Genomic DNA, 13,609 nt, shown 5'->3' with positions numbered 1-13,609 from the left:
GCAATCACGTTGAATCCACTCACTGGATGCGAGTTTCAAGGGACCAGATCGGAAGCTCGGTGTCCGACACTACACAGCCGTAGAACACGCACGACCAGCACTTCTGAAAATCACTCCTCGCGTACCTTCGAGAGCAACTGTTCCAGGGTATGCATCTGCGTGAACCCCGGCTCGTCGATCCTGAACTTCTGTACCGGGCTACTTTCAGAATACGTCTTTTCGACACGCTGGTCACCCTCTAGAGGATCGTTCAGCGCCTGGAGAATCTCGTGTGCCTCCGAATGGGACATCGCCACCCAGATCGCCTCGTCAGGATCACAGGCAGCCATCTTATCGTAATCACTCGGGGCCGCTCTTCGGAGATCGTGATTGACGCGTTCGATCTCACAGACGACAACGATCTCCTCATCCACGTCCAATCCAGCAAGATCGAGTCGGTGTTGCTCGAAATCCGAACTCGCCTCAGCAGCATCAGAATCATCGCCCATGAACCCAGCTACCGGAACCGATCCCTCTCGGAGTTCGTAATAGGGCCGGACCTCCGTGACTGGTGACTCTGAATCCTCGCGGAACTCCCGTTCGAGCCATTGGCGCGTCACCTCGACACCCAGTACGTGCTGGGCAGACTCATCGAGATCGCCTTTGCCATGGCCGTAATGGACACCGTGTTGATTCACCTGGCCGATCAGATTGCGTCCCTCCGGGCGAAGCGAATACAATCGATGTGGACGCGTCGTATCCTGACTCAGCAACCCCGCATCGATGAGCGCATCCACCTCCGAAGACTCTACACCGACGTACTCCCGTAAGCGGATCATCGAATCCGAGAGCAGATCGTATCCCGGTGGCTCGTAGGTGAACTGACTCGCATTGTGCACAGCCTGGAGGAACATGAGCGCCTGATCGGACCACTCACTCTGACGACGCTCGCTCTCGTCGAGTCTGAGATTTACGTCGGTGATCGGGATATCATCAGGGTCAACCTCAGAGCGGGAGTGACAACACTCGATCGCCTGTTCGAGTCCGGCATCATCAGGCGAGTAGCGCGTCTCACAATCAACACACAGCAGTGCATGGCCACCCTCATCGTAGCTGACCATCCCCGGGAGTCGCTTGGTATGTGGGAGGGCACTATCCACTCGCACCGGAACTGCTTCTTCGTCCTCGTCTCCCTCTTGACTCGCGTTCTCGACAGTCTGTGGCTCTGTGAGCTCAAGCCCGACCGTTTCTATACTACGGGCTTCAAGATCATCACGAGCGGACTCGAAGTCTGAGTGAGTCTCCCCAGCAAGCGGCATCGACCCCTTCGGATGGCCGGGCGGGAGCGGCAGAGACTGCACGAGGAATGGCTCGGGAGTTTCACCGAGGAATTCACCGGGTAGCTTCACGAGCCACTCACCACGGCGAAGGCCATCGAGGCGATCAGCAATCGTCTGTGCATCCGTTTCCCCGGTCGCCAGCCGTTTGGCCAACTCAAAATCAGACGGGACGCTTCCCGAGACCACCGACTGGACGTTGTTCAACAACTCATCTGCTGCACTGGCATCAGCACCGGCGAGTTGGCTCGGAAACTGCATCGCCAGCGTCACCGAGACGTCGAACTCTCGGCCCTGGGCCAGGAGCTCTTTCAAGAGCGAGGCGTTTGCGATACTCGCTGCTTCCTCGATATAGAGATTGACCAGTGAGTGATCGGTTTCGGGGCCACTCGAGCGCGTCCGACGCTTGAGTGCCGACCAGGCATTCGAGAGGATCGCGAGTGCAATTGCACGCTGGGCTGCCGTCCGAATGCCGCCCGTGTCGACGATGATGACCACGTCCTCGTCGAGGTACTCCCCGAGATCGAAATGGGGTGTCTGTGCAGTGTCTTCGGCAGTGCCGTCTTCGTCGGGGCTCGCATGCTCGTCGTCAGTCGGCTCATCGACAGCGACGTGATTGAACATCCGAGCCAGTCTGGCATCGATCGTGATCTTCTCGATCCGACTCGCCACACCAGCCATGATCTTCGAGAACGTGCGAGCATCCGTATCGGGTTGCTTGCTCAGCGAGCGTTCGAGTTCTGCATCCGAGACGGCAGGCGGACTCCCATCCTGTTGCATCGTCTTGACGGCGAGGTGGAGCTCACGATGGGAGAAGGCATCCGAGCCATGGACTGGATCGAACAGTGCGTGAATCAGATACCGAATCAAGTCTGGTGAGCGAACGGCACGCTCGAATCGCTCCGTGCCCATGATCTGGCCGAGCAACTCGATATAGTGATCTGCGACGTCCTGGACGGCTGTGGTTCGTGGAATGCCCGTCTCGAGTTGTGGCCTGATGTCGAAAAACGAGAGGGCAGGCACCGTCTCACTGCAATCGAAGTAGACGACGTCGTCCAGTCCATCGAATCTCGCATAGTGGGCCAGCAAATACTCTGTAACAGCATTGCCGCCCTTGGGGAGAAAGAGAACACTTGGTCCATCCGTCCTGGCGTGATTTGAGAGCACACCACTGAGATTCAAGACTGACTTTCCGGAACCAGTCGCACCCAGAATCGCCTGATGCATCGGCTGGAGTGCAGGCGGGACGGCAACAGGACTGTTCCTTGGAGTCTTATCGGCAGTGAGCGGGAGGCCAACCTCGAAGCCCGGTTGCTGGTAGTTCTCCAGGACGGACTGGGGTGGGAGCCTCAGTCCAGTTTTTGCGGCCGGTGTCGGAGCCACTGCACGCCTTCCTTCGGTGGTGAGTGCATCGCCATCCAACAGGCAGAAACTCCCGACCTCGGCGGGGTCAGCGACGATTCCGGCACTCCCTGTCTGGGTTCCCGGGAGTCGCTGTGTGAGTGTCTCGTAAGTTGGGTGGTGGATGGTTCGGTCAGTGATACGCTCGAAGAGATCTTGCCCTGGATTTCCAGTGGAGATGGACGCGCGTATGTCGTAGGTCTCCCCACTCACCTCGGCGAAAGCGCTTTCGAGGGTTCGAATCAGGTTTTCTGACTCCCGGGCTTTCCCACCCATCGCAACTGCTCGGGCATTCACGATGAACGAATGGCGACCGTCCTTCTCGGCGAGGGTCTCTAGTCGCGTTTGATCAGTTGCCGTGAGTCGGATATCCTCCGGGTCGGGATAGCCAGCCAGTGCGTTGATGGCCTGATCGAGGATGCCAACGGAACCCGTCTCGATGGCCCTGCTATAGGTGTCGAGTTCACTCGTGAAATCGTCATAGGGTGTGAGGAGTGCCTGATACAGGACTGGTGTATCGCTTCTCGCCATCGCCTCTGCGATGGTCGCGAGTGGAATCGTCTTCGTCTGGCCCTCACGTGAGGAGTTCGATCCGTTCGCTCTGTATCGGTTTTCGGGACCGTAGAAGTCCGTATATGGTGTGAGTCTCGTCTGCCAATCTCTGGGCGATCTGGGCCGGCCCTCGAATTCGATTCCAGCGATCGATCCATGATTGGGGTCCGTCAGTGAGTCGGTATGGAACTCGACACGCTGGAATTGGTAGCTGTTGGGAACGGCCTCTCGTAGCAAGCCTTCGAGTGCGTCGAGTTTCTCGGGAGCGCTGCATCCGAATAGGTAGGCAATCTCTCCGTGTCCACGGGTATAGAGTGTTACTTCGATCGTGGAGTGAGCCGGCGAATCGAAGGGTAACCAATGACGAGCGCTATCGTCGAAGCAGAGTCGGTGGAGGCGCTTCAGGTGCAGCGGGAGATTCCAGGGATCAGCGTGATCTGTCGTCGGTCGGATCTGGATATAGGGGCGCGCATCATCGGCAAGAACGGGGAGGGAGTCTGCATTCGGGGACTGTTGGGACCTTGCGGGGGATGTGGGTGGAGTCGTCATTACGCTGGTCGATGATCCCCCCTCGAATGTGGATACTATAAGGCAAGGGATTGCTGTGGCAGGTTTGGAGATGTCATGGGTGAGCAGCGTGTCTTGGTGGGGATCATGTATTCGAGTTGTTAGTGGTCGTGTGTGGGTGAAAGGAGAGCGTAGTTCGGGGTGAGCAGGGGCGTCGATTGTGATGCACTGAAAGCCCTCGTGCGCTCCAGTCCCGCGACCGCGTCTGCGCTCCTGTCGGTGCTTGACGGGTCGGGGTTCCCGGAGCGCACTCGCCCTTCATCCACCAGGCGTGGTTTTTCGAGGTGGCGAAGCGGATGTTTGTTGACATTATGAGTGGCACGCCCCGCTCGCCTCTCTCGCCCGGCACTTGCTCACGGCTTCCAGCCGTTCGCACACGCGGTTCTCCTTGCAGGGAGAACCGCTCGTCCCTCGCGACCGACCATTCCGGGCGTGCGGCTCCCTTTGGGAGCCGTTCCGGGCGTCTGGTTTCGCGCCAGCACCAAGCGCGCTGTCGGTCCTCGCAGGCTCGGACACGAAACCGGCTTGTGTGCTGGCCGGTCGTGCCGGGCGATCCGGCGCGCGTCGCTGGTTAGCCGTCCGAGAGAGCGCGCCGCTCGCGCCCTGGCGGGCGCAAGCGAAGGCGCGAGCGGCGCGCAGCGTTGTGACTGATCGAGTCGGTCGGTGTGTAGAAAACCGCGAGTAGTGATCGCGGTTGTCGGCGCGGTGAGCGCCTTCGGGAATAGGATCCCAATGTCAGATACAAACCCACGAGGTAATGAAGTTTCGTCCGTTGCACAGGCAGTCAAACACGTCGATCTGGATGTCCGTGAGCCGATCGCGGATGAACAGGCACTGGAAGACGTAGTTGAGGAGAAATCCGAACTGCGGCCGTCTGTTGAGCAGGAAATACAGGGGAAAGTGGATACGAACCACCCGGATGCAACACCCGAGGGGCTGACCCTCGAAGCAGAAGAACGGATGCAGGCACGAGAGGCGGAGATCAGTCGGACGTTCCAGCGGGTGGATCGGCGAGTGGACTCCGATCGAGAGAAACGAACGCAAGCGGTGGCTCGGTCGGGGAGTATCAAGCGCCGGCGTGCATTCGAGAAGCGCGCGGCGAGTGTCGACCCCTGGGCGGACCCAGATCGGGAGGACGCGCGACTGCAGTTGTCTAGAGCTGAACTGGCGAAAGTGAATCAAGAGGCAGCGCGGGTGAGCGAGGAGCTACGCGGGTGGTCACGAGCGGCGATCAGTCGGCGGATAGCAGAGCGGGTTGCAGACGGTGTGGATGTGGCGAGTGCAGTGATGACGGTGTTCGAGGAGTTACAGATGGGCCCCGGACAGGTGATCCCGATTGCAGCACTGGAGCGGGTAGACGCCTACGAGGTGAGCATCCGCGGGGAAGTCGTCCAGTTGTGGCAATCGGACTCAGCAAAAATCCACCAGGTGGGTCTTCTAGATGATGGCTCGGGCAGAACGAAGTTCACCAGTTGGGTAAAAAGCGAGCCTAAGACGGTCGAGGAAGGTGATAGGGTGGTTCTCCGAAATGTCGTAAAGAATTGGTACCAGGGACGGTGTTCGGTCGCGGTTACGGGGTCATCGATGATGACCGTCTCTGAATAGTCCAAGAATCGACTTCTTATTTTGATTTTGTAGATCAGGGTCTGTCCTGCAAATCAATCGCTGCTCACGGTGATTTCTATTCGCTCCTCGATGGGTGCGGAGCGAATACAATGACAGGCCGCACTTCTCGTGAAGAGACCTTTGTTGAGACAACCGAGCAACTTAATCAAGATTCCGATTCAAATCGGGCTCATAATCGAATTTCAGAGAAACAGTTGATATCAGAATTAAACAAATTATCTGACGAGTTGGGGCATACCCCATCGCAGAGTGATATGAATGACGACGGAGCATATTCCGCTACGACATACGGAACTCGGTTCGGGTCATGGTCAGCGGCGCTCAAAATTGCCGATCTCGAGCCACAGAAGGCTGGACTAGATGTTCAGATCAGTGAGAAAGATGTCTGTGGCGCGATACAAGCGTTAGGGGATCAATTAGGACGGGTACCGACTGCCCCGGAAATGGAGGAGCATGGTCGATATTCACTGAAAACAGCCCAGAGCCGATTCGGGTCTTGGAACGAAGCCCTCCGCGCTTCGGGGTTCGCGCCGAACATGGAGAAGCGGATTTCAAGGGACCGGCTTCTGGACGAGATTCGCAGACTTGCCGAAGAACTGGGACATCCCCCGTCTACGAACGATTTGAAGCAAGACGGTCGGTTCTCTCACCGGCCGTACTTTCGCAAATTCGACGATTGGGAATCTGTCATCACTGAGGCGGGGTATGAACACCGGGGCTGGCCCTCTGGACCAGACCATCCTGGCTGGAAAGACGAAACGACCACGTTCTATTACGGGTCGAATTGGGAGGAGGAACGCAAGCAGCGACTGGAACTTGATGACTTCATATGTCAAATGCCCGGTTGTGAGATGACGCGGGATCTACACTTGGACCGTTTTGGGCGTGATCTCAATGTCCATCACATCATTCCTGCTCCAACCTTCGGCGAGGGAGAAGACGTGGACTTTGACAAAATGAACCGGATAGATAATTTGGTCACATTGTGTATTCCTCATCACCGGTACTGGGAGCAATTGTCTCCACTCAAGCCAGATATCCGGGAGTGAGCTATGCGGCAATTTCTTTTTAATTTGTAGACCAGACCTCTCACGACCCACCTCCCCACCCTCCGCTCCGTGCTCGCTCACGAGGCATTCCTGTCGTCACGCCTCGCTACACTGTGCGCGCAGCCACAACCTCACGCTGTGGATGTTCTGCATCAGTCAACCCAAACTATCCATAAAAACAACGTGCTAGTGCCTCTTTGATTTCCGATGCTGGCCCAGGAGATGTCTCTGATCCATCTCCGTAAGACCGAGGACCAGTTCAGAGAACTATTCTTAAAGCCCGGGATGGAGTCAGGCTATAGATCAAGTGATGCCCTGGAGTTGCTGGGTGATGAGCTGATCGATGAGTGAGGATGAACAGGCATGGCTGGTCCTGGATAACAGCGTTCTGTCAGCTTTTCATACGGCTCGATGGTTTAAGAACTGAATTCGGTGGTGTGGTTCCTGACGCGTTCTTTTCTGGGGAACAGAATTAGGTGTAAGGATTGAGATGCTTGTCAGCGGTGGCAAGTAACCAGCAAAGAAGGTCGACGCGATCTTCAACAAGTACGATGAGTAAAACGTGGATGTCGATTAGATCCACATCGCTTTGAAGAACTTCACCTTCCACCGGCACTTGAATCAACTCAGCAACATCCAGCACCTCTACGCCCTCCGCACAAACAAGGACGGCGAACCACTGATCGAGTTCGGAACACTCAATCTCCACAACGGTGGGCTGCTCTAACTTAATACAGTATTCGATGATGTGCAGAAACTGGGGCAGTGACGCTGATTCTGCGAAAATTAGGATCGTCGGTATCTGTATCCGATACCCGGTTTGCTGATCGGACGCTTACCGTTAAGGAGATGGGTTGTTTCAGTGCTAGGGGTATGGGAGCACGTGACGACCGCCCTATCTTGAGCCCAAGTGCAATTGGCCAATTCTTTCGTCTCCAGAGCTGTCCGATGTATCTGCAGTGGGAGTACGATGATGACGCGCAGGACCGGATCGAAGCGCGTGACTGGTCCCCAGCCTCGGTCAACCCTGTGCTGACAGGGGAAGGTGATAACTTTGAGTTCGCGCAGTTAGAGCATCTCGTCGGCGAGGCGGATGCAGTCTTCGGCCTCGACGACACGGACACCAGTGGAACAGCTGTTGAGTTTACCGGGACCTGGGAAGACGACAGCGACACAGGCCGCGACGAGGTCCAGTCGGTCATCGCGGACGTGGCGAACTCTGAGCTCGGGACAACAGTCATCCATCAGCCCCACTTGTCCGGACAGATTGGGGCATACCCGGTTGGCGGGAAGGCAGATGCTCTCCTACTTGAACCGACCGACGACGGGCTTGTCCCGACGCTATACGAGATCAAGTCCTCAAGCGAGCAGAAGGTCCACCACCGATACCAGGCCACAATCTACGCCATCCTTCTGGAACAGTACCTGGATGCAAACGATGATGCAGCCGTGCCAGACTCGATTCCGGTCAAGATCATCACGCCGGAGAACCACCTTGATGACGGCGATCCCGACGGGTTCGACACAGCGCCATATCGGGCGAAGTTGGAGCTCAAGCTGGGTGAAGGCGGGTCGTTCGACCAGACCATTCTCGACACCGATTTCGAGCAGACGACGAACCGTATCGCCCGACGCTGCTCGGGATGCGAGTACGAACCGTTCTGCGTGACGCTGGGCGCAGAGAACAAAGGACTCGAACTGCTGGGTTTGCAGGCGGGGACGCAACAGGCGCTCCACGAGCTCGGAATCACCGATATCGAGGACTTCGCAACGCTGTTCGAGCATGATCCTGAAGGCGGTGTCCACTGGGATTACGGCGGATTGACACCCCAAGATGAGAGGTTGACGCAACGGGTCCGGCAGGAAGCGGACATCACGAATCTGCAGAAACGGGCGCAGATCGCATACCGGTTCCTCGCTGAAATCGACGATGACTACGGCCGTGACGGCCCAGACTACTTTGCCCATCCGCTCCGTGGCACGGGGGATGCCCTGCCGCAGGATGCTCACGGCGAGTTCGATGTTGATTGGGACGCTTGGGGCGGGCCTGACTATCCGTCCGAATCCTTGGTCCGTGTTTTTCTCTACGTCCAGCAGGACTTCGCCCAGAACCGGGTCACCCTCCTCAGCGCATACATCGAGTGCTCTCTTTCCGGCCGCAGCGGGTCCGTCACGGAGCTGCCAGATGGTCTCCCAATCGAAACCGGTGCAAAACAAGCTGAGGAAAACCGGTTGTTCTCCCAGTTTTTCGAGCAGTTAGCTGACGAGGTTGACCGCGTCTCCCCTGATTGGTCGAATCACCCTCACATCGATATCGACCTCGACGACGACCAAGGTTTCCTCCACCTGTATCTCTACAGCGATACGCAACGGGACGCGTTGATGGACGCAATCCGCCGCCATCCGACGGCGGAATGGCAGCGCCCGTTCCGCACCCTGCTGGGTCTCCGTCCCAGCATCGACCAGGAAATGGTTTCCCTGATGCAGGAGGACTTCCGGCGGCGGTGGGCGCTCCGGTTCCCCGGGCTGGGATCGGTCCAAAGCGTCGGCCAATTCCTGTGGAACGGCGACTTCTTTGACTGGCGGGCACCCGTCACCGCCCTTGACGACGATGCACTGCGCAACGAAGACGAGATCGAGGAAATCAGTGATGATGGCTTCGTCCAGCTGCATCGAATCTTCGAGGCAGGGCTGTTCGACGGCACCGTCCGCTACTATCCCGGGCCGAACCTGGATCACAGCCAGCAGGAACCAGCGTGGACGCCGGACGACCGTCGAATAGGCCGCCATATCTACCCGGTGCAGTACCGGGAAACCGACCAAATCCCGATCGAATACATCTGGGGCCGCCACGACCGCCTTGATCCTGACCTGGCTGACAACCCTGACGACCTCGATCCATACCTCACTCGGACGCCCGACTCCGACAACCCGATCACAGATACGGACCTGACCTTGCTTGCGCAACGATTCGCACGATCTTCCCACCACATCGAGCGGACGATCGAAGAAACGGATAAACTGGCGAACGACCAGTTCGTCACGAAAGAACCGATCGAGCTCGCGGAGTTAGCCGACTTCTCGTTCGCACCCCGCAGCCTGGATGACGTCTGCATCGAATACCAGCGGTTGGAGTACCAGACCACGAAGAAGAACCTGGAGGACTACTACCGGCAGCCGTTGGAGGAACGGGTCGACTCCGGATCCTCACTCCTCTTCGAATGCACCAACGTCGATACAGATAATCACATCATCGAGGGACAGTTGCTACTCAGTAACCGGGATGAATACGACCCGGACGTCCACGACGGCCTGACCGGCGGCGCGATCTCCGTCACTGACGACGACTTCATGGTGCTGACTCGGTTGGACGACCAGGGTGACCGGCCGGAAGCCTACCGATTAGATGACCCAGACGACCCCAGCTCAATTGGGAACTCGACCACCGTCATCATCTCGGACATTGACGAAGCGGACGGCACGATCACGATTGCGGGCACCTTCCACTGGGGATGGCCGTACTGGGGCGAGTATACGGTCCGACACCGCGGCTGGTCAAACGATCCAGCCGACATCAATGCGGAGTGGGAAACGTACGTCGCGGAAGGCGAACAGTACGTCCTCGATCCGAACTTCGACCAGATCCCGCAGGAACGTGCCTTCGAATCCCTGCAACACGCCTTCGATGCGCCGGTACGGCGGTGGCTTCGCCAGATCTACAATGGCCGCCGCGACGCCATCCCGATCGACCACTGGGACGAGGACGACATCCAAGAGTACATCCGGTTGATGGCGGTGACCGTTGGATGGCAGCGGCCGAACACAGCACAACGGGACTTGGTCGCGGACGTCAACAACGGCCTTGTCATGCTGCAAGGCCCGCCAGGCACCGGCAAAACCAAGTTCACCGTCGCACCCACTCTGCTGAGCCGTGCCTATGCAGCCATCAACCAAGGACAGCCGTTCCGCGGGGTCGTCTCCGCTGTCTCCCATACCGCCGTCAACGAAGCCTTGGAAGGCACCATCGACCTCGACAGCGACTGCCCGCCTGGAACCGGTGATGACGAGGTCGCGTTCATCCGGGTGATGTCGAGTGCAGGACAGAGCATCAATGATCCCCGTGTCGAGACGATCAACTACAACGCGGATGACAACACCGCGCAGCTGGAAGATCTATACGACCGGTACTTTGCCGACGACCGGGACACCAGCAACCGCGTCGTGTTCTTCTCAACACCGACCTCGCTGCGCGGCCTGTTCAACCGGATGGCCGGCGAGGTGGACGACTTCGACTACGACGAGATCGAGGACTTCCTACAGTCCCAGGACTCCTCGCCGTTCGACCTAGCGGTGGTCGACGAGGCCAGCATGATGGACCTCCCCCTGTTCCTCCTCGTCGGGTCCTACATCGATGGGAACGGCCAGATCATCCTAGTCGGCGATCACCGCCAGATGCAGCCCATCCAGAAACACGACTGGGAGGAAGAAGACCGTGAACCCATCGAACAACACGTCCCCTTCCTCTCAGCACTGGACTTCATCCGCTACCTCCGCGGCGAGACCGAGATCGAGTACTTCGACCGCCCCGTCGAAGTCCCGGACGAACCCGACGAAACGCTACCTGTCCACCGCCTCAACGTCACCTACCGCCTCCCCCAGGAATCGGCGGACATGCACACTGACCTGTTCTACGAGGACGACGACATCGACCTCGTCAGCGCAAGCGACAGCGACGAACTCGCCGAGGTGGACGGTCCAGCCGCAAACATCCTGAACACTGACGACCGGGTGACGCTGTTGGTCCACAACGAGAACCAGTCCCAGAAGACGAACGCCGTGGAGCAGGCCTTGATCGCCGAACTGCTCAACGCCGTCGACATCCACCCGCCGGATGAGGAAGAGCCGGACGATGATGCGGTGACGGCAGGTGTCGTCGTCCCGTTCCGTGCGCAGCGCCGCGACATCATCGGGTTCGTCTCGCCGGATGCAGCGGTCGATACGGTGGAACGGTTCCAGGGCGGGGAACGAGACTTGATGATCCTCTCGATGACTGCCTCTGACCGTGGCTACATCAGCCAGATCAGTGAATTCCTCCTCGAACCCAACCGGTTCAACGTCGGTGCAAGCCGCATGAAACAGAAAGTCGTCATCATAGCCTCAGCCGGCCTCTTCGAAGAATCCAGCGACGACGTCGAAACCTTCGAAGAACAAAAAGCCTGGATCAACTTCTACCAAGCAATAGGAAACCACCACGACGAATTCGACACCTACGACCTCGAGGACCTCGTCAGCCCAGACACAGCAGACGAATTCCTCGACCCCAGCGACCTCGATGAACCCATCCGCATGTACTCCGGCTACCAGCGATAGACTTCAAGACACACAATCCTGAATCACCAACCTAACCCTCGAACTCGCCTGCATCAGCGAGGACACCGACGACGGGCAGACCCACGCCACGTACAGCCCCGACGACGAGACCGCCTACCTGAACGCGCTCGCTGACGACTGGAACGAACCCACACCGCGACGGATCGTGACCGTCCTCCACGAGTTCGGCCACCACGAATCCAATCCGGCTGAGGATGGCCACGGCCCGGACTAGTACCACGCCGTCGAGAAACTCAGCGGCGATGTCATCCAAGATCTTCAGGAGCGACTGGACGGCTTATACGACGACCCGAGGCAGCCGGTAGAACTTATTCACTGGAAACAACATCGAAGTTAATGGCAGCTTCCGGGATAGTACCCATTGTCCACCCGGTCATCAACTGGTCGGACTGGACGCCGCTCTTTCCGACCAAGGAGCTTGATGTCATTCCGCAGGAGCCGGGCATCTATCTGGTGTCGCATGAATCGTTGAGCGGGATCCAGTATGTCGGGCACAGCCGGACGGATCTACGGGACCGTATCCGCCGCATGGGATACGCGATCGATTCAGAGGAGATGCCGTACCGGGATCCGCATACGGCAGCGCCGTGCCTCTGGGCTATCGCCCAAGAGTACGATATGGACTATCAGGTGTGCTGGGCCTCGATCGGCCGGATCGGCGGAGACGAAACACCGGCGAGTTTGACATCGACACGAACTATCGGCGAGTTGGCCACAGTCAACGAGTTAGTCGGGCTGAAGGCGGCCTATATCGCGGGGTATCGTTTTGTCTCGCGGCAGTCACCGACCGCCAACTTTGGCTATATGCTTCCCGGGTATGAGCAGTCAGGTCCGAGCAGCTCCGGAAAACGTGGTGGAAAAATCGAGCAGGACGATGTCGAGCCGGGCGTCCGAGAGGAGACCATCGCGACGTGGGATGCGTGGGATGACTTGACCTCGGACAGCTGGATGGGCTTCGACTGGGAAACATACGACTTAGGCGACTTTGAAGACCCATATCCGGAAGCGGAGGGCGTGTTCCGCATCTGGCAGAAGGGGACCGACACCTTGGCCCAAGTCGGTGTGACGACAGACATCCGGAACCAGGTCTTGGACGCAGAAATGCACGAAAACGGGACGATGGTCTCATTCGACCAACGCGACATCGGGGATGTCGCTGACCGACAGGCCATCGCGACCGATCTCGTCGGTGCTCACTACCTGGCGAAAGATATCGTACCCAAATCCAGTGTGACGAAAGAGGATCTCCCCAACGACGAGATTAGAGACCTGATTGACGAATACGAGTCCCAGACGGTGGAAAGCAAGGCAGAATTGTCCGACCCACAGAAGATCCGGAAAGCAGTCGTCGCCTTAGCCAATGCCGAGGGTGGCTACCTCTTGGTCGGTGTCGAAGACAGCGGCACAGTAGCAGGGATCGAAACGACATCCAGCGGCAAGGATCCACAACGAGTTGAAGAACGGTTATTGAACATCATCGAGGACGGTGTCGACCCTAACTCCCCACTCCGGTTCACACAGATTGCGGAAATCGACAGCAACCAGGTACTCATTGCTGAAATCGAGAAGGCAGACGAAATCCCCTACAGCGAGAACGGACGGTTCTACCAGCGGCGGGGGTCCGAAAGTCGCAAACTGAACGGCGTTGACTTACGACAGTTCGTGGAAGAACGCCATTCCGATCTCCCATCAGAATAGGCCCCGTTG

8 protein-coding genes are annotated in these 13,609 nt (G+C 58.0%); 5 read left to right on the top strand and 3 right to left on the bottom strand.

Translation table 11 applies throughout. The features are described 5' to 3' along the window. Positions 1–110: 110 nt before the first annotated feature. Entirely contained in the window at positions 111–3,818 is a 3,708-nt protein-coding gene (locus U5918_RS05955) for an ATP-binding protein (protein WP_336000204.1), read from the bottom strand. Between the two features lie 750 nt (positions 3,819–4,568). Between U5918_RS05955 and U5918_RS05950 the strand changes: the two genes are divergently transcribed. The 3 genes from U5918_RS05950 to U5918_RS05940 all read left to right on the top strand — a co-directional run bounded on the left by U5918_RS05950 (position 4,569) and on the right by U5918_RS05940 (position 6,862). Then, positions 4,569–5,441, top strand: a complete 873-nt coding sequence (locus U5918_RS05950; protein ID WP_418771362.1) for a DNA-binding protein — start codon at positions 4,569–4,571, stop codon at positions 5,439–5,441. Between the two features lie 110 nt (positions 5,442–5,551). Continuing rightward, complete coding sequence (locus tag U5918_RS05945; RefSeq protein ID WP_336000202.1) at positions 5,552–6,511, top strand: homing endonuclease associated repeat-containing protein; 960 nt, start codon at positions 5,552–5,554, stop codon at positions 6,509–6,511. Between the two features lie 207 nt (positions 6,512–6,718). Continuing rightward, positions 6,719–6,862, top strand: coding sequence for a hypothetical protein (locus U5918_RS05940; protein ID WP_336000201.1), 144 nt, complete (start codon positions 6,719–6,721; stop codon positions 6,860–6,862). A 121-nt stretch (positions 6,863–6,983) separates the two neighbouring features. Here the strand turns inward: U5918_RS05940 and U5918_RS05935 are convergent, their stop codons facing one another. Further along, positions 6,984–7,220, bottom strand: coding sequence for a hypothetical protein (locus U5918_RS05935; protein WP_336000200.1), 237 nt, complete (start codon positions 7,218–7,220; stop codon positions 6,984–6,986). Positions 7,221–7,459: 239 nt separating this feature from the next. On the opposite strand from U5918_RS05935, the gene U5918_RS05930 reads away from it, so the two are divergent. Continuing rightward, the gene (locus U5918_RS05930; RefSeq protein WP_336000199.1) at positions 7,460–11,881 is read left to right on the top strand and encodes an AAA domain-containing protein; all 4,422 of its coding nucleotides are present in this window, start codon (positions 7,460–7,462) and stop codon (positions 11,879–11,881) included. A gap of 31 nt (positions 11,882–11,912) precedes the next feature. Here U5918_RS05930 and U5918_RS05925 read toward each other — a convergent pair whose 3' ends face one another. Further along, the gene (locus U5918_RS05925; protein ID WP_336000198.1) at positions 11,913–12,155 is read right to left on the bottom strand and encodes a hypothetical protein; all 243 of its coding nucleotides are present in this window, start codon (positions 12,153–12,155) and stop codon (positions 11,913–11,915) included. An 83-nt stretch (positions 12,156–12,238) separates the two neighbouring features. Here U5918_RS05925 and U5918_RS05920 point away from each other — a divergent pair, with 83 nt between their 5' ends. After that, positions 12,239–13,600, top strand: a complete 1,362-nt coding sequence (locus U5918_RS05920) for an AlbA family DNA-binding domain-containing protein (RefSeq protein WP_336000197.1) — start codon at positions 12,239–12,241, stop codon at positions 13,598–13,600. The last annotated feature ends 9 nt before the right edge of the window (positions 13,601–13,609 follow it).

The sequence above is a fragment of the Halorientalis sp. LT38 genome (assembly GCF_037031225.1).
Taxonomy (GTDB): domain Archaea; phylum Halobacteriota; class Halobacteria; order Halobacteriales; family Haloarculaceae; genus Halorientalis; species Halorientalis halophila.
This window is presented reverse-complemented; position numbering and strand designations above follow the sequence as displayed.

Bases quoted from the DNA above. Each gene is read 5' to 3' on its own strand.
- U5918_RS05920 (WP_336000197.1), top strand. From the start codon at position 12,239: ATGGCAGCTTCCGGGATAGTACCCATTGTCCACCCGGTCATCAACTGG.
- U5918_RS05930 (WP_336000199.1), top strand. From the start codon at position 7,460: ATGTATCTGCAGTGGGAGTACGATGATGACGCGCAGGACCGGATCGAA.
- U5918_RS05950 (WP_418771362.1), top strand. From the start codon at position 4,569: ATGTCAGATACAAACCCACGAGGTAATGAAGTTTCGTCCGTTGCACAG.
- U5918_RS05945 (WP_336000202.1), top strand. From the start codon at position 5,552: ATGACAGGCCGCACTTCTCGTGAAGAGACCTTTGTTGAGACAACCGAG.
- U5918_RS05940 (WP_336000201.1), top strand. From the start codon at position 6,719: ATGCTGGCCCAGGAGATGTCTCTGATCCATCTCCGTAAGACCGAGGAC.
- U5918_RS05955 (WP_336000204.1), bottom strand. From the start codon at position 3,818: ATGACGACTCCACCCACATCCCCCGCAAGGTCCCAACAGTCCCCGAAT.